Consider the following 16,958-nt stretch of genomic DNA (forward strand, 5'->3'; position numbering starts at 1 on the left):
TGGCGCCATGTGTTGTTTTTAAGGAGAACGGACCGGCTGCTGAAACGCTTGCTGCTATTCGGTTTTAGCCGGTAAGGCTAAAGCTTGGGATGGATGCATACGATATGGAACTTGCGATGCAAAAGCATGAAGGGGCAATAGCTGAAAGTCTGGCAGGGAGGAAAGAAACGGGCGCAAAAATGCGGAGCGGCCGGCGACCGCAAAACATGACTTGTTACTATGGCAATCGCTTAACCGAATACGAGGATGGAAGTAACGGCGATGGCGATGATGGTCATTTTGGATTTGAGGATCTGTTTGGCGTAGCGGAGGTGTGTTTTTACGCTTTGTTTGCTGATGCCCATTTTGAGGGCGGCTTCCTGGTAGGATAATTCCTGCTGGTAAACGAGCTCCATGGCGCGTTTGCGCTGGGGGCTGAGGGAGCCGAGCCAGGAAACTACTTTATTTTCTTTTTCCTGGGGGTTGGCGTTGTTGTAGGGGTCCGGGAGGGAAATGTCTTCCGACGCGGATTTGTTGTAGTATTGAAAGACTTCGTCTTTTTGTTGCTGGAGGTCTCTTTTCCGGATCACGCCGAGGCATTGGTTCTGCACCATGCGCATGAGGTACCACCTGATGTCACGGATGGATTTCCAGAGCTGGGGCTTGTTCAGCAGGGTAGCGAAACAGTCCTGCACCACATCCGCCGCATCGTCTTTATCACGCATGAACGTATAAGCGATGGTAAGCATGGTGGGTGCATACTTCTTATAAGCCTGGTCAAAGGCTTCCAGATTGCCCTGTTGCAGTTGCTGAATGAGTTCTTGATCCTCCACAGTTGCAGAATTTTAAAGTAACAGTATCATTTTTGTCTCTTCCTGATCTGCCGTTGGCGGCGCGCCCGTAACATGAATACTGTCTTAAGCATGGAGTGGAGAAAAAATGTCAAAGTGCAGTTCGATAAGTGTTCCAACGCGGTTGTATGCTGGACATGGTTCCTGCCGTCTTAAAATTCGGTAAAATGGGTTTAAGAAATCGTTATGTAATTGTTAACGATTTGGGTTAAAACCCAACAGTCGTTACCGTTGTTTGCCGAATTATGGTTCTCTCCTTATATTTACGTTTGCCCCGCCCGGATGGATTTTTATTTCCGGCGCCTTTTCACCCTTCATCCACCAACCTGCATCTATTAACATAGACGAATTCTTTCATGGAAGATAGTATATATATACGGTTGCTGCTGGTTCGCAGGATCCTCGGGCAGATAACGCCCGAAGAACAGGCCGAATTGGACGCCATTCTCGATTCGGACCCCGAAGCACGGGCCTTGCGCGATGAGCTCGGGCAAATCCCCAAAGAGGAATTGCAGCAAGCTTATTCGTCGTTCGATGTGAACACCGGCCTGCTCGATGTATACGACCGTCAACACGAAATGCAGCGCCGCCGCCGCAGGGCCATCATCCGCTCCATCGCCGGCGCCGCCGTGGCCGCGATGCTCGCCGGCGCCATCTGGCTCGTGGCCACCAAGCCCTCCGCCACAGCACCCGCCACTTTCGCCGCCGTTACCGAAGGCGGCTCTGCGTCGCTCGTCCTCGAAGATGGCACCACCATCCCCCTGGCAGACACCGGCGTGCAAACCCACCATTCCAATGCCGCCAACTTCACCAATAATAACCGCGTTCTCTCACTCGAAGGCGAAAATGCCCCCGCAGAAGGATGGACCACCCTCGTGGTGCCCGCCCGCCTCGATTACCAGGTGAACCTGGAAGACGGCTCCACCGTTTGGCTCAACTCCCGCTCCCGCCTCCGTTTCCGGTTCGACAACGGCAGCCAGCGCGAAGTATTCCTCGAAGCCGGCGAAGCCTACTTCAAGGTAAAAGCCAGCGCCAAAACTCCCTTCACCGTACACACCCCCCAGGGCGATGTGCAGGTCCTCGGCACAGAATTCAACGTCAATGCCTACATCCAGCATAAGATGGTCGCCTCGCTCGTTAACGGTAAAGTGGCCGTGCGCTCGGGCGTAGACCGCATCGAACTGAACCCCGGCAGCGAAGCCCTCGTCAACGCCGGAGAATCCATTAAAGTGGCTGCGTTCGACGCCAACCGTACCCTCAGCTGGCGCCAGGGCATCCATTATTTCGAGAACGCTACCGTTACCGAAATTTCCGTTATGCTCGACCGCTGGTTCAACACCCCACTCGTGATCGACAATCCCAACGTAGGCCGCGAACGCCTCTGGGGCCGCCTCGACCGCAACAAGCCCATCCAGGAATTCATCGACGTCATCAACCTCACCGGCGACGTCACCTTTTACTGGAAAGGAGAGGAACTGCATGTGAAATAATTGAAAAGCCGTTCGTTCCCCCAGCTTGTATTGCTCCTGCTACACACTTACAGAAATAAAACGAACGACTTGATCAAAACGCCAGCATCTGCTTAGTCAGCCTGGTCTTCACCGCTTTTTATCATCGCTATATTGCGCAACGCCTGGCTATCGGCTGCGGGGTGCTAAAACTGGCAGGCACTTGCCTGATGATAGAAACCCTTGCATCGTTCTGGCAGAACAAACGAAGTACCGATAGTTGGGAAACGCAAACTTTTATCGGATTCGTTAAGCGAGAAAAACCGTTATTCCTGGACTTTGATGATATCCCGGTGGATTTTACCGCATAACAGGCGAAGGAGCTTACACCTGCAGGAAACACCAAATGCCAGACGGGCCGTAATAATGGGATTTGCCCGACATCGATAAAAGGATTCCCCCACTGTGGAATTTCTTCCACCCAATACGCCTCCTTCCCCTTCAAAGATGTCCGTTCATACGGTATTCCCCCTTTCGGCACAGTATATGATCCCCGAAAAAGAAACATCATGAACAGAATCCTTTCACTTTCCATCATCGCCTTCCTGTCCATCACCCTTTCCAGCTGCGAAATCGTAGGCGGCATTTTCAAAGCCGGCGTTTGGACGGGCCTCATCCTCGTAGCCCTGGTACTGGGTTTGATCATTTTCCTCTTTTCCCGTGGTGGACGGAAAGACTAATCGATGTATTTTGCATCCCGGCAACGGCGCCATTCCGCTGCCCGGATTACCATGAAAAGAATTGTTTTTATTGTAGCCCTTGCTTCCCTATATGCATGCCAGCCATCGCCGGCCGTGAAAGACGTCAAAATGGATTCGGTTCCCGCGCTGAACGAATCCCCCGTTCCAACAACCCCTCCGTCATCCGCGGATACCATCGCCCCGGAAAATGAGCCCGGGGAAGCCATCGGTATTGCAGGCGATTTTAACGGCGACGGTGTCATCGATTCTGCCTGGCGAGAACTGGTGAAGGCGTCCACCGGGGCTGACGAGCCCGGCTATTTCGCCGTGCGATTCAATACCACTGCCATTCCCGCCATAGAGAACATAGAAGGCCGGTTCCGCCTCATCAACGAGGGCGACCTTAACGGCGACGGCCGTCCCGACATCTCCCTTTTCCAAAGCCCCCTCCACGGCACCGTGCATTACATGACCACCTGGGCGTTGCAACCCTCCGGCTGGAAGCGCATCGCCGGGCCCTGGATGATCCCCACCGCGGGCGAGTACCAGACAGATTCGGCGCTGCAAGCCCGCATCGTCCTTGAAAACGATACCGTATATTACTGGCAGGAAGACGTGAACGACGAAAATTTCACACTCCTGAAAGCTGTGCTGCAACTGGAAAAATAACACCGAATGCAACATAACCGATTCTGGAAAAAACTTGCCTGGACCGTCGCTGTCCTTTTCCTGCTATTAAACCTCTTTTGCGCCTGGCATGCGTGGAAATTCACCCATTTCACCAATACCACCGCGCCACGTACCAATCCCAACCGCCTGTCTGCCCTCGGGAAACTGAAAACCGTGGTATTGGGCGTCGACAATCCCCGGCCCGTCAACAACAGCGTGCCGCCCGTCCCGTACGAAACCATTGCCCTGCGAAGCGATTTTCCGCTGGAAGCCTGGCTGTTGCGCGTTCCCCGGGCCCGCGGAACTGTGGTGCTGTTCCACGGCTATAGCGGTAAAAAGTCGAGCATGATCGACCGGGCGATGATCATCCGGGACATGGGTTTTAATACCCTGCTCGTCGATTTCAGGGGAAGCGGCGGTTCCGGCGGCAATTATACTACCGTCGGGTTCCAGGAAGGCCGCGACGTAAAGGCGGCGTACGATTACCTCCGCAAATCCGGCGAAAAGAATATCTGGCTGCTGGGCACGAGCCTCGGCGCCGCGGCCGTGCTGAAAGCTGTGAAAGACGGGGGCGTGGAACCGCGGGGAATTATCCTGGAAGCGCCGTTCGCCACGTTGTATGAGGCTACCTGCGCCCGTTTCAGGGCCGTTGGGGCGCCGGAAGTGCCGCTGGCGGGCCTCGTGGTGTTCTGGGGCGGCGCGATCCACGGCTTCTGGGGCTTCGGGCACCGGCCCATGACAGATGCCAAATCCGCGAAAATGCCGGCTATGGTCATTTATGGCGAAAAAGACGAAAGGGTGGGAAGATGGGAAATTGACGCGGTCTTCAAAAACCTGGGCGGAGAAAAACGATTGGTGACTTTCCCGGAAGCGGGTCATGTTAACTTCCTGTCGCGCTACCGCCCGGAGTGGACGGCGGCGCTACGGGAATTTATGAAGGTGGAATAAACAGGTTTGTACAATCCGTACAATCGGTCCGTACAATTCCTTTTATGCAAAAAGCCGGTGCAGAGCGCCGGCTTTTTATATTCCAGGTGTCTCAAGTCTAATTTGGGGAACGGGGATTCTTGTCTGATTTCTTTATCTTAAGCTAAGCTGGAGAAATGTTGATACGTATTGTCTCACAGTGTTTTATAAATGCATTACCAGTGTTGGAAGAGGGCCCGGGCCGGTTCTTCGGAAAGTGATTCAGCCTCAGCCAGGCGTGTCACCTTGTATTGTAAAAATGGCAAAAGTTGGCCATGCGGCATTGTATATGCCGGGCCAGAAATTGTACGAAGTGAAAATAATCAGCCTGCCTGGTGCAATTTGTTCCTTTCGCGGTACTCCTCAGGGGTAATGCCGTGTTTGGCGCGAATGAGGCGTACGAGGTGCGATGCGTCTGTCAGGTTGGTAAAGGCGGCGATTTCCCAAACGAGCTCGCTGGTGGTGCGGAGGCGGTATTCCGCTTCTTCCAGGCGCTTATAGGTGAGGTACTGGCGCACGTTTTTGCCGTAAGTGTCTTTGAACAGCTTGTTGAGCGCCAGGGAATGGGAGCCTACTTTCCGGGCGATGCCTGCGGTGTTGAGGTCTTCGCCCAGGTTTTCCTGGATGTAATCGCACGCGTTGAGGAGCATTTTCGGCACCTGGTGGCGATTGAGGAGGAGGTTGAAGTATTGCGCGGTGAGGAGCATGACGTGGCCTTGCATGGTGGGCTCCATCATGGCGGGGCTTTTGTTGTAGCTGCGCATGGCTTTGAGAATCTCTTTCTCGTCGTGCCCCGTGGGGATGAGGTTTTTCTGTTCCCCTTCCTGCTCTCCCCGCAACTGTTTCTCTACGAGCGGTTTATACGCTTCGTGCTTGTTGCTGAAATACTGCATGAAGGAATTGGAAAAGGAGATGTACACCGAGGTATAATGTGCGGGCGCGAACTCTGCGCGGTTGAACGCCATGGGCGGCACATAATAAAAGGCGAATTTCTTTTCGGGCAGCATGAGCTTTTCGGCGGAACCCTGCAATTCGCAGGGAATGTCTCCCGAGATGCCGGTATAAAGCGCCAGCAGCGGGGTTTCCGTAATCGGATGCAGGAACACATGCTCCTTGATGTCGAAATTCAACCACCCGATCACGAAATCGTTGCACATAAATTCCTGTTTGAAATATGCGCCGAACGGACCTTCGGTGTAATGCACAGTGGTTCCGGGCACGCGGTGTGACTGGTATTGGGACGGTAGCCGGTCTGAAATGGTAATGCGGTTCTTCAGATGTTCCGGGACGTCGAAATTCATGATAGCAGGACGGTCTACTACGAACATAGGATAACAGTTTGGCTGAGGACTGATACCCGTAAATTACGATATAAAATCCGTATTCCCCAGCGTCAGAGGATGTACAATTTGCCCACGGGCTCCACGGGAGAAGGAAGTGGGCTATGACCCAACACCTCCAGCAGGTTGATCTCGATGGTCCGTGAAATGCTGTTGAGCGGTAGCGACATGGGGTTGGTTTCGAATGGGTCCATGATACTCAATCCGTTCTGATGGGTGACGTGGAAAACGAAGCCAACCGCCCAGCCGAAAAGGACCGCCCATCCGCCGATGTTTTCCGTGAGGCTGAACGTGGTCATCATCACGTAAAACCAGATGAAAACCCGTGTAAAAAAGAGGTAACTGGGCGGGAAAACGGTGTTCCGGATGCGCTCGCACATGCCCAGCTGGTCGGTAAAAGCCGTCAGCCGGGTGTTGAGCTCGCGGAAAAGGAAGCCGTCCACTGCGCCCAGATCGCGGAGGGTGCGCAGATCGACCGCCTGCAGCTGCAGAATGGCGTTCGCCGGATTTTTGCTCGCCGCAACGGCGTCCACTTCATCGGGGTTGAGGTACCCCTGGTAATACGTATCCCCGTCTTTCCGCAGCGCCGTCTTCAACGCATATACGAACGCCAGGTGCCGGAACACCATCCGGCGCGCCAGCGTAGGCGCCTGCTCCAGCGCGTCGGATTCACAGAACGCCGTAAGGTCTCTCGCCCAACTGCGCGAATCGTTCACCAGCGCTCCCCAGATCTTGCGGCCTTCCCACCACCTGTCGTACGCCTGGTTGTTATTGAACCCGATGAAAAACGCCAGCGCCGTTCCCAGCACCGCCGTGATCGTCAATGGAATGGAAATGTGGTCGCGCAGCCAGTACAGATCGATGTAATAGGCCATCGTGCAGAAAATGATCATCGCGATGTCCAGCTTCCAGGTCATCCTGAAAATCTGGACCAGCGAAAGTTTGTCGCGCAGCAGCATAAATGGGTTTTAGATGATAGCTCTACAAAAAACGGCGCATGATTGTTGACGCCAAAAACCTAAATTGCCTGTATGATCCCCGAACTGACGGCCCATATCCGCAAATTCACACCGCTGCCGGCCGATGCAGACGCCATCCTGGCGGATTACATCGAGCTGCGCACCTTCCGCAAAAAGGAAATGCTCCTGCGCGCGGGGCATGTCTGCAACGCCAATTACTTCATCGTGAAAGGGCTCTGCCGGTCTTTCCAGCTGAGCGGAAAAGACACGGAGATCATCAATCATTTCGCGATCGAGAACTGGTGGATCACCGATTACTTCAGCCTCGAATCCCGGAAACCATCCGAATTCAGCATTCAAGCTATTGAAGATACGCAATGCGCGGTTTTGTACCGCGACCGGCAAGACGAACTTTTCGATAAACTCCCAACATTCGAACGCTACTTCCGCATCATCAGCCAGCGGGCCCTCGCCGCCGCATTGCAACGTGTGATGTATATCTTCGGCAATACGGGCGAAGAACGGTACGAACATTTCCGTGCTTCGTTCCCGGAATTCGTTCAACGCGTGCCGCAATACATGCTGGCATCGTATCTCGGCCTCACGCCGGAATTCATCAGCAAAATACGGGCGAAGCGGAACGTTTGATTTTCTTGAACTGGTTCAAGAAATCGTGACCCCGTCGTGCCAGACCTTTGTGCTGTAAATCGAAACATCATGTCACAAAGAGTTAACATCAAAAAGGCGGCCCCGGCCGGATATGCAGCCGTCGTGAAACTGGAATCCTATCTTCCTTCCACCCGCATCGCACCGCTGCATCATGAGCTGATCCGCATCCGCGCGTCGCAGATCAACGGCTGTACCTATTGCATCGACAAACATACGCAAGACGCCCTCGCCCAGGGAGCATCGCTCCGCAAACTGTTTGCCCTCACCAACTGGCGCGAAACGGATTTTTTCACGGAAGAAGAACAGGCGATTCTGGCGGTGACGGAAGAAGTAACCCTCATCCACCAGGGACTTTCAGACGAAACATATGCCCGCGCGGCGAAGGTGTTCGACGAAGGGTACATCGCAGAACTGATCATGGCCGTGATCGTCATCAACGCCTGGAACCGGATCGGCGTATCCACCCACATGAAACCGGCGCTGGATTAACAATATCAAAGCATTTTGAAAACAGCATTAACAAGCGGGCCCCCGATTATCGGGGCGCCCGCTTTCCGTTTCCGGCAAAATTTTTTAACTTGATGAAAACCCTGTTGCATATGGACCAACGTATCATCGACCTGTTCGACGAATATACGCACCGGCCGCTGCGCCGCGACGAATTCCTCGGCCGCCTCGTAAAGCTCACCGGCACCATGGCTGCAGCCATGGCGGTGCTTCCCCTGCTCGAATCCAATTACGCCCGCGCCGCCGAGCCGCTTTCCAACGATCTGATCGAAGAAGAAGTGACGTACCCGGGCGATGGCGTTACCATGAAATCGTACCTCGTTCGCCCGAAAGCGGGCGGCAAGCGCGGCGGTGTGGTCGTGATTCATGAAAACCGCGGATTGACGCCACATATCAAAGACGTGACGCGGCGCGCGGCTGCAGCGGGTTACACGGCACTGGGCGTGGATGCGCTGTCGGTTTTCGGAGGAACGCCTGCCAATGAAGACGAAGGCCGCACCAAAATCGGGCAGCTGGACAAAGCGCAGAACCTGCGGAATTACCTGTTGTCGCTCGAATATTTGCGGAACCGTTCCGATGCCAACGGGAAAACCGGCTGCGTGGGGTTTTGCTGGGGCGGTGCGCTGGCCAACCAGCTCGCCGTGAACGATCCGGAGCTTAACGCGGCCGTGGGGTTTTACGGTATGCAGCCCGATGTGGCGGATGTGCCGAAGATCAAGGCGCGCCTGCTGCTCAATTATGCGGAGTCCGACGAGCGGGTGAACGCCGGCATCGCGGCCTACGAAGCCGCGTTGAAAGCCGCGGGAACGAAATATGAACTGTTCATCTATCCCGGAACGCAACATGCTTTCCACAACGATACTTCCGCCGCGCGCTACAACGAAGCTGCCGCGAAACTCGCCTGGGAGCGAACTTTGAAGGTTTTTAAGGAAACATTGGCCTGATCAGGGCTGCGGCCGCCGGTACCAATAATGAGCCGTCAACGCGATAGGCAGGCCCACGCAAACCATGTGAATGGCCATGCCGGTCAGCGCGCCGTTCCAGGTGAGCTTTCCGACAGGCGCCAGCGTGAGCGGCACGATGAGTAACCGCATGCAGGCCCAGACCACCAGCCCGTAAAGCAAACCCGTCAGCCAGCGGTTGCCCTGCAACAAAGCCAGCCGGGGATACAACCAGAAGAAAAGCAGGCTCCACCCGTAAGCAACGAGAAAGTGAAAGAAAAGCCCGAGGAGAATAAATGCATTGCCGCCTTCGAAAGCCGAAGGCCCCGCACCCGCGCTCGCCACATACCTGAAAACACGGTCTGGCCGGAAATTGCTCTGGATCACCGCCGCAGTCCCGTCCAGCAACCAGACGAGGAGCCCTGCGTATAGTGCTCCCTGGAGCAATCTCGTTGTCTGGACGGATGTAGCGGTCGGCATGTTCGGTGGAATTGGGGGATAAGTAGATTTAGACTTTGGTTGACGATCAGCGGTATACTCAATTTAATGGATTCTCCCCATATAGGGATAGCACTTTCGTGCCGGAAATAATATTATATTTTTTATAATACGTATTGATAGATTATTCAACTTCATCCAAGCATGTACAACATCGAGCAAATCCAGTATGTAAAAGCGCCGGCAGCAAAAGTGTTTGAAGCGCTCACTACCAAAACAGGGCTTTCGGAAATCTGGACGGAAAAACTGGTCGTGAAGCCGGAAGCGGGTTTTACCAATGAATTCGATTTTAACGACAATTACAGCACGCGGTTCAAGGTACTGTCGATGGAAGCGCCCGGGCGTATCCGCTGGGAATGTGTGGATTCCGACCAGGAATGGATCGGCACTTTCCTTTCGTTCGACATCGAGCAGCGGCCAACATCCACGGCCGTTACGCTCCGGCACAGCCAATGGCGCGAGCTCACGGAATTTTACCGGTATTGCAATTACAATTGGGCCTGGTTCCTGTACAGTATGAAGCTGTATTGCGAAACCGGCGAGGGCATTCCGTTCCAGCGGCGTCAGTTCTGATACCGGCGCAGGACCTGCATGATCTTTTCGAAGATCGCGGTGTTTTCGTAGACGCCGCGAAAGTCCAGCGAATGCGGGCCATACGCAAAAACGGGGACCATGACGGCCGTGTGGTCGTTGGTGCTGAAATGCCCGTCTACATAACCTTTGGAGATATCGCCATCCAGCAGTGTGAGGCCGCCGGTTTCATGGTCGGCCGTTACGATCACGAGGGTTTCGCCGTTGCTGTCGGCAAACCGCATCGCTTCGCCGATGGCCTGGTCGAAGTCAAGCATTTCGGAAGTGAGATAGGGAACGGAGTTGACATGGCCGCCCCAGTCGATCTGTGCCGCTTCCTCCATGATGAAAAATCCGTTTTGCTGCCGCTCCAGGGTATGGATAGCGGCTTTCAGGGATTTGGTGAGGAATGCGCCGCGGCCTTGCGCCATGCGCAGCTGCGCACTGTCCGACAACACGATGTATTTATCCCGGCGGATGGTGTCGAGCGAAGAGAGGCGGTATTCGATGGTGTAGCCTTTGTTGCGGAGGGTTTCCCACATCCCTTCGAAATGCTCCTGGCCGGCGCCGACGAGTATGCTCACAGGGCTTTCCAGCAATCCGAGAGCGATCTCTTTGGAGCGGTCGCGCTCGGGGGTATGACCGTAAAATGCGGCCGGCGTAGCATCGGTGATGTCGCCGGAGGAAATAATGGCGGATTTCATGCCCAGCGGCGCTACCAGGTCGGCGATAGAGGGAATGGGCTTGCCCGTTGAGTCCACGCCGACCGACCTGTTTTTCGTTTTCTTCCCCGAAGCCATGGCGGTGCCGCCTGCGGCGGAATCGGTGATGTAGCTGTCTGACGAGGAGGTTTTGCTGAAACCGATGTTCAGCATGCCGAAGAGGTTCAGCTTACCAAAGTTCGCCGTATATCCCGAATAAATTTGCGCCAGGCCCATCCCGTCCCCGATCAGCAGGATCACATTTTTCACTTTCGACAATTTATCGTTGTTGCGATAGGCGGGTGGGTAGACCGTATGTGCCGAATCGGCCTGGAACTGCGACTGCACGCGGGTGCGGAGGTAATTGGCCAACTCGTCGGTTTTGTCGGTGTTGATGTAGTCCACGCCGAGTTTGATCATCGTTTTCCAGGTGTTCACTTCGTCGGGCGTAGCCCAGAACCGGAATTTCTTTCCCTGTGCATGCGCCTGTGCGATGACTTTTTCGATGCGGGCAAGGTCTTCGGCTACGGGGATCCCTTTCCCGTTCCATTTGGTATAATTCCGGAAGTTGTCGCTGATCAGCGCCACTTTCTTCAGTGCCTCCGGCGAATAATCCACGTTTGGCCGTCCGTCGAAGCGGATGCAGGCCGGGAAGGTGGCCCATTGTTCCTGCGGGGGCCTGTTCCCGCTGATGGTGAACTCCAGCTTAGGGTTGTTCATCAGTTCGGGGAATTCGCGGAGCAGGCGCAGCAGCGCGGCCATGGTAGGGGCTGCGGGCGTTTTGAAATCGATCAGTATCTGAAGGTGCTGTTTCGTTTCGCCGAATACGCCGGTTTTGGCCAGGGTTTTCTCCCGGAGCGGCTCCAGGTACAGTTTGCGCAATGTTTTGGCGGTATCGATCTCCGCAGGCATGTGCGCTACGTAGAGCACGCCGTTCTGCAGGAATACGTCCGCCTCGATCGATCCGAAGTTCAGCGAAAACGCTTTTTCGAACGGAACGGCCTGCGCATAATCGTTATGGGAATGCGCGTTGCCGGCGGTGTACTGTGCCCGGGCGCCCGCGAGCCCCAGGAAGAGCAAAAGGAAAGTGAATATGTGTCTCATCGGTCTCTTAAAAATAGCAAACTCCCGTCATAACGGGAGTTTGCAATAAAATGATCATGTTTCGGTAATGGTTATTTCCAACCGGCGTTTTGGAAAATGATGCCGCCGCTGTTGTCGATCTCGCTTTGCGGAACGGGCCAGATGTGGTGGCGCGTAGGGTCGAAAGCGCGTGCAGGCCAGATTTCCGCGCCGCTTGCACCGTGCAGCGGTTTGGCGTAGGCGGCTTGTGCATCGCCCCAGCGAACGAGGTCGGCATGGCGGTTCGCCCATTCGCCGGCCAGTTCCAGCCTGCGTTCTTTCTTCAGGTCGGCCAGGGTGGCGTTGGTGAAATTGGGCAGGCCGGTGCGTTTACGAAGCGCGTTCAGCTCGGCATCCGCGTTCTTGCCCTGCATGAGCCTCGCTTCCGCCTTGATCAGGTAGATTTCGGCGTAACGGAGCAGCGGCAGGCAAAGGTCGGTAGTAGGATGGTCGCCGTTTTTGCTGGCATGAACGCCGTCTGCATAAGTGAACGGTTCCATGTATTTGTTGAACTGGTAGCCGGAAAGACTGTTCAGCGAATTGTAGGTCACGGAATCGCCCCAGAACTTGAAACGGTCGCCGGGTGCGAGGATGGTAGCGGCGCGGCGCTTGTCTTTGGCATCGTAGGAGTCATACAGTTCTTTGGTGGGCATGTAATATCCCCAGCCGTTGTATTTTCCCCAGCCTTTGTTTTCCAGCATTACGCCGGGCAGGATGCTGCCGAAGCCGCCCTGGCCTTTGGATGTGGAATAGGCGCTCCAGATGTATTCCGAAGACCAGTTGTTGGCGATGGTGAACACGTCGGCGAAATTGTCCAGCAGCTGATGGCGGCCGCTGCCGATGAGGGAGTCGCAATACGCTTCGGCTTTGGCCCAGTCCTTTTTGTAGAGGTACATTTTGGCGAGGTAGCCGAGTGCGGCGGATTTATGCGGGCGGCCGTAATCTGCCGGCGCCAGTTGCTGGAACGTGGGCAGGTAGGCGGAGGCCTGTTTCAGCTCGCTTTCGATGTAATCCCAGTTGGCGGCGATGTTGGCGGCGCGGGGGATGGGCTTTTCGTCGAGGGGAACGTCTCTGCGCACGATGGGCACGCCGGCCTTGTCGTCTGCATACGTGGTGGCGAGCTCGAAGTACATCAGGCCGCTCATAAAGTATGCTTCGCCGATCACGCGGCGCTTGGTGGCGTCGTTCATGTCGATGGCGGGCACGCGGTTGATGACGTCGTTGGCGCGTTTGATGACGCTGTAGCGCATCCTCCACTGGCCTTCGGTGTAAGAACCGCCGATGAAGCTGCGGTTGAAGTTCTTGATGTTGTCTGCTTCGGCTTTGATACGGCCGGTCACCATATCGTCGCTGGCGTTGATGAACCACCAGTACCCGCGGCCGTAGAAGTTCTCATCGTCCATGGGCTGGTACATGGCGTTGGCGCCGGAAATGGCGTCCAGCTCGGATTTCCAGAAGTTGTTAGTGGTAGGGGTGCCTTCCGGCGAGATGTCGAGCTGCTTGGTGCAGGAAGTGGCGAGCCCCAGCGCCAGGGTCCCCGCGAACATATATCGGATCATTGATTTCATGATAGTCCTGGATTTAACGGTTAAAAGTTTACGTTCAGGCCAACGGTTACGTTTTTCGCCTGCGGATAGCGGCCTTTGTCGATGCCGAACTCATCCAGCCCCACTTCCGGGTCGAAGCCTTTGTACTTCGTGAAAGTGAGCAGGTTGTTGCCGGTCACGTACAGGCGCACCTTGCCGAGGCCGGCGCGGCGCAGCAGCGTTTCGGGAACGGTGTAGCCGAGGGTCAGGTTCTTCACGCGCATGTAGCTGCCGTCTTCCACATACCAGTCGGAGGTGGTGCCGAAGTTACCGTTCGGGTCGCTGCTGTTGATGCGGGGGATGTTGGAACCGGTGTTCTGCGGCGTCCAGGCATTGAGGATGTCTTTCAACATGTTGTAGTTCTGTCCGTTACCGGCATTGAGCGCGGTGAATTTCAGCGCGTTGAAGAGCTTGTTGCCCTGGACGCCCTGCAGCAGCATGTTGAAGTCGAAGTTTTTATAGCTGGCGTTGAACGTGAAACCGTACGTGAATTTCGGGAACGCGCTGCCGGCCACCACGCGGTCGTCGTTGGTGATCTTGCCGTCGCCGTTCTGGTCGATGAACTTCAGGTCGCCGGGCTTCGCGAAGGGCTGGATCTTGTTGCCGTCCTTATCTTTGTAAGCGTCCACTTCCGCCTGCGACTGGAACATACCGTCGGTACGCACCACGTAGAAGGAATACAGCGGCAGGCCCACTTCCTGGCGGATGGGGGTGATGGTGCTGCGGATGTTGATATCGTTGCGATTGATCACTTTCTGCCCGTCTGCGAGCGACACGAGCTTGTTGGTGATCTTGGTGAAGGTAGCGCCCACGTCATACCGGAAATCACCGGTTTGTTTGCCCTGCCAGTTCAATCCCAGTTCAAGGCCTTTATCCAGCGCCTTTCCTGCATTCTTCCACATCCCGTCCGGCACGCCGAGCATGCCCGGTACGCTGACGTGTACCAGCATGTTGTGGGTGGTTTTCTCGAAGTAATCCGCGTTCACGGAAAGGCGGTTATCGAACAGGTTGAAATCCAGGCCGATGTTGTTGATTTCGGTGCTGGCCCATTTCAGGTCTTTGTTAGGCAATGCGGTTTCCTGGTAGGTAGGCACCTGCTGCGGGTCTTTCCCGATCCAGATCTGACCGCTGGACATCGGCGCGTCTACGCCCGTAGCCACGAGCGACCCGAGGTTGCCCTGGATACCGTGGCTGAGGCGCAGCTTCAGGAAGTTGAGCCACGACGAGTTTTTGAGGAATTCCTCTTCCGTGAGCACCCATCCGCCGGTAATACCATAATACGGTTCCCAACGGTTGTGCTTCGGCAGCATGGACGTACCGTCGTAACGGCCGATCAGTTGCAGGAGGTATTTATTCCGGTAGTCGTAGTTCACACGGCCATACCAGGAAGACATGGCATTTTTATCGAGGCCGCTTCTGGGGCGGAAGAACACGGTGGAGTTATCGAAATAGCGGTAAGAAGGCATTTCGTTATAGAATCCCTGCGCATTCACGCCGAGCCAGGTGCCGCGGTGCTTCTGGAACGAGAAGCCGCCCATGGCCGTGAGGTTATGCCCGCCGTTGAATTTGGTGGTGTAGGTGAGCGTTTGCTCGGCGAGCATTTCGGTGAAGTTGTTCATGTCTTCGTTCAGCTCGTTGTAGTTGAAGATTTTGCCGATCTCCAGCACTTTCGCGTTAAAGGTTTTGGCGTCGCGGAAAGATTTGGTGATGGAGAAGCTGGAACGGAAAACGAGCCCTTTCGTGAGGTTGATGTCTGCGTAAGGGTTGAAGAAGATTTTCGTTTCGGGGGATTTGGAATCGATCCGTTGCAGGTAAGCTACGGGGTTGATCACATCGCCATACGCGCCGGCATATTGTGCGGGCAATCCGCTGAAACCGCCGTCTGCCGTGTACGGGCGGATGTGCGGGGGATAGAAGATCGCGGAGATGATGGCGCCGGTATATGCGCTGGTGGTGTTGGCACCGTTACCGTCGGTTACGGACATGGTCATGTTTTCGCCGATCTTCAGCCAGGGTTTCAGCTGGTAGTCGGTGTTCATGCGTACGGTGTAACGCTCGTTGTAGGTATTGAGCAGGATGCCTTCGCCTTTGCGGTAGCCGAAGCTGAGGTAATAGCGGCCCATATCGGTGCCGCCTTTCACGCTGGCGTTGTAGTCCTGGATTTTGGCGGTGCGGAAGATCTCGTCCATCCAATCGGTACGGGTGATCTGTCCGTCGGGGTATTTTGCGGGATCGAAGGCGTCCTGGCGGGGTTTGCCGGCTGCATCGTACGCCTGGTTCATCACATCTGCGAATTCTTTCGCGTTCAGCGGTTCGAGCTTTTTGATGGGCGATTGCCAGCCTTGTTTCACGTCCACATCCACCTGCGCTTTCCCCTGTTTACCTTTCTTGGTGGTAACGAGCATTACGCCGCCGGCGGCACGGGCGCCGTAGATGGAGGAAGATGCATCTTTCAGGAAGGTCACGCTTTCCACGTCGTTGGGGTTGATGGGGCCGTAGTAAATGGCGCCGTCCACGACAACGAGCACATTTTCACCGTTGATGCCGCCCATACCGCGAACGCTTACACGGGGGCCAGACATGGGGTCGCCGCCTTCGTTCTGTACCACTACGCCGGGCGCCTTGCCCTGGAGGGCTTCGTTGAGGCTGCCGAGCGATCGGCTGGTGAGCTTGTCGAGCGGAACTTCCGCCACGGCGCCGGTCACTTTGGCTTTGCTTTGCGTACCGTAACCGATCACGACCAGCTGGTTGAGGTTCACGGTGGAGGATTCGAGCAGTACGGTGATGTCGCGGCGGGAGCCTACCACGATCTCCTGTGTGCCGTATCCCAGCATGGACACAACGAGCGTGAGGCCGGCGGCGTCGTCGGCGGTTAATTTGAAGCGGCCGTCGACAGTGGTGACGGTGCCGGTGGAGGTGCCTTTGACCATTACCGATGCACCAGGAACGGGGCCGTTCTTTTCGTTCACCACGCCGGTGATGGTGATCTTATCTGCCAGTGCGCCGCCGGGGATCGCGACGGCGGGCTGCTTTGGGGCTTCATAGATGAGGATGGTGTTGTGCCGCTCTTCGAACTTCAGTCCGGAGGCAGACAACAGTTCCGACAAGATAGCTTCAACGGTGCGGCCGTTGTAGGAATGCGCTTTGACGGACACGCGTTTGAGTGCGGCTTCGTCGTACGCGAGGCGCACTGCGGCGGAGGTTTCGAGTTGTTTGAGCGCGGTAGAAAGCGGTCCTGCGGGGATGTCGATTTTACGGACTACTTTCTGAAGGTCCTGGGCCGAAAGCGGAAGGGCCAGGGAGGTGACCGTTGCTGCGAGCACGAATAGGCAAGACATGACGGTCCGTACAAAAAAATGCTGTCTGATTTTTTGCATCTTTGTAAGATTAATGGTAATAACTGAACAGGCTG

Annotated in this window: 15 protein-coding genes; 8 read left to right on the top strand and 7 right to left on the bottom strand. The window is 55.5% G+C overall.

Annotated elements, in window-relative coordinates; genetic code table 11:
• Positions 1-230: 230 nt before the first annotated feature.
• Complete coding sequence (locus ACQKLP_RS03755) at positions 231-812, bottom strand: RNA polymerase sigma factor (protein ID WP_427320188.1); 582 nt, start codon at positions 810-812, stop codon at positions 231-233.
• A 374-nt stretch (positions 813-1,186) separates the two neighbouring features.
• Between ACQKLP_RS03755 and ACQKLP_RS03760 the strand changes: the two genes are divergently transcribed.
• From ACQKLP_RS03760 to ACQKLP_RS03775, 4 genes are all read left to right on the top strand, one after another.
• Positions 1,187-2,320 (top strand): FecR domain-containing protein, encoded by a 1,134-nt coding sequence (locus tag ACQKLP_RS03760; protein WP_427320190.1) that lies wholly within the window; start codon positions 1,187-1,189, stop codon positions 2,318-2,320.
• Positions 2,321-2,847: 527 nt separating this feature from the next.
• Positions 2,848-3,018, top strand: coding sequence for a phosphatidate cytidylyltransferase (locus ACQKLP_RS03765; RefSeq protein ID WP_427320192.1), 171 nt, complete (start codon positions 2,848-2,850; stop codon positions 3,016-3,018).
• A 51-nt stretch (positions 3,019-3,069) separates the two neighbouring features.
• Positions 3,070-3,687 (top strand): hypothetical protein, encoded by a 618-nt coding sequence (locus ACQKLP_RS03770; RefSeq protein WP_427320194.1) that lies wholly within the window; start codon positions 3,070-3,072, stop codon positions 3,685-3,687.
• 6 nt (positions 3,688-3,693) lie between these two features.
• On the top strand, positions 3,694-4,635 hold the full coding sequence (locus ACQKLP_RS03775) for an alpha/beta hydrolase (RefSeq protein ID WP_427320195.1): 942 nt from the start codon (positions 3,694-3,696) through the stop codon (positions 4,633-4,635).
• 341 nt (positions 4,636-4,976) lie between these two features.
• Here the strand turns inward: ACQKLP_RS03775 and ACQKLP_RS03780 are convergent, their stop codons facing one another.
• Both ACQKLP_RS03780 and ACQKLP_RS03785 read right to left on the bottom strand, forming a co-directional pair.
• Positions 4,977-5,981 (bottom strand): helix-turn-helix domain-containing protein, encoded by a 1,005-nt coding sequence (locus tag ACQKLP_RS03780; protein WP_427320197.1) that lies wholly within the window; start codon positions 5,979-5,981, stop codon positions 4,977-4,979.
• Positions 5,982-6,046: 65 nt separating this feature from the next.
• Positions 6,047-6,952: a bestrophin family protein gene (locus ACQKLP_RS03785; protein WP_427320199.1), complete on the bottom strand. Its 906-nt coding sequence runs from the start codon at positions 6,950-6,952 to the stop codon at positions 6,047-6,049.
• Positions 6,953-7,024: 72 nt separating this feature from the next.
• On the opposite strand from ACQKLP_RS03785, the gene ACQKLP_RS03790 reads away from it, so the two are divergent.
• The 3 genes from ACQKLP_RS03790 to ACQKLP_RS03800 all read left to right on the top strand — a co-directional run bounded on the left by ACQKLP_RS03790 (position 7,025) and on the right by ACQKLP_RS03800 (position 9,072).
• Positions 7,025-7,600, top strand: coding sequence for a Crp/Fnr family transcriptional regulator (locus tag ACQKLP_RS03790; protein ID WP_427320201.1), 576 nt, complete (start codon positions 7,025-7,027; stop codon positions 7,598-7,600).
• Between the two features lie 69 nt (positions 7,601-7,669).
• Positions 7,670-8,110, top strand: a complete 441-nt coding sequence (locus tag ACQKLP_RS03795) for a carboxymuconolactone decarboxylase family protein (protein WP_427320203.1) — start codon at positions 7,670-7,672, stop codon at positions 8,108-8,110.
• A 110-nt stretch (positions 8,111-8,220) separates the two neighbouring features.
• Positions 8,221-9,072: a dienelactone hydrolase family protein gene (locus tag ACQKLP_RS03800; protein ID WP_427320205.1), complete on the top strand. Its 852-nt coding sequence runs from the start codon at positions 8,221-8,223 to the stop codon at positions 9,070-9,072.
• Here the strand turns inward: ACQKLP_RS03800 and ACQKLP_RS03805 are convergent, their stop codons facing one another.
• The gene (locus tag ACQKLP_RS03805; RefSeq protein ID WP_427320207.1) at positions 9,073-9,549 is read right to left on the bottom strand and encodes a hypothetical protein; all 477 of its coding nucleotides are present in this window, start codon (positions 9,547-9,549) and stop codon (positions 9,073-9,075) included.
• Positions 9,550-9,711: 162 nt separating this feature from the next.
• Here ACQKLP_RS03805 and ACQKLP_RS03810 point away from each other — a divergent pair, with 162 nt between their 5' ends.
• Positions 9,712-10,140, top strand: a complete 429-nt coding sequence (locus ACQKLP_RS03810) for an SRPBCC family protein (RefSeq protein WP_427320209.1) — start codon at positions 9,712-9,714, stop codon at positions 10,138-10,140.
• Here the strand turns inward: ACQKLP_RS03810 and ACQKLP_RS03815 are convergent.
• The 3 genes from ACQKLP_RS03815 to ACQKLP_RS03825 all read right to left on the bottom strand — a co-directional run bounded on the left by ACQKLP_RS03815 (position 10,131) and on the right by ACQKLP_RS03825 (position 16,923).
• The gene (locus ACQKLP_RS03815) at positions 10,131-11,942 is read right to left on the bottom strand and encodes an alkaline phosphatase (protein ID WP_427320211.1); all 1,812 of its coding nucleotides are present in this window, start codon (positions 11,940-11,942) and stop codon (positions 10,131-10,133) included. The genes ACQKLP_RS03810 and ACQKLP_RS03815 overlap by 10 nt on opposite strands.
• Positions 11,943-12,013: 71 nt before the next feature.
• Entirely contained in the window at positions 12,014-13,528 is a 1,515-nt protein-coding gene (locus ACQKLP_RS03820) for a RagB/SusD family nutrient uptake outer membrane protein (RefSeq protein WP_427320213.1), read from the bottom strand.
• 20 nt (positions 13,529-13,548) lie between these two features.
• Complete coding sequence (locus ACQKLP_RS03825) at positions 13,549-16,923, bottom strand: SusC/RagA family TonB-linked outer membrane protein (RefSeq protein WP_427320215.1); 3,375 nt, start codon at positions 16,921-16,923, stop codon at positions 13,549-13,551.
• Positions 16,924-16,958: the final 35 nt, after the last annotated feature.

The organism is Chitinophaga sp. NPDC101104, assembly GCF_050277495.1.
In the GTDB taxonomy this organism is placed as follows: domain Bacteria; phylum Bacteroidota; class Bacteroidia; order Chitinophagales; family Chitinophagaceae; genus Chitinophaga.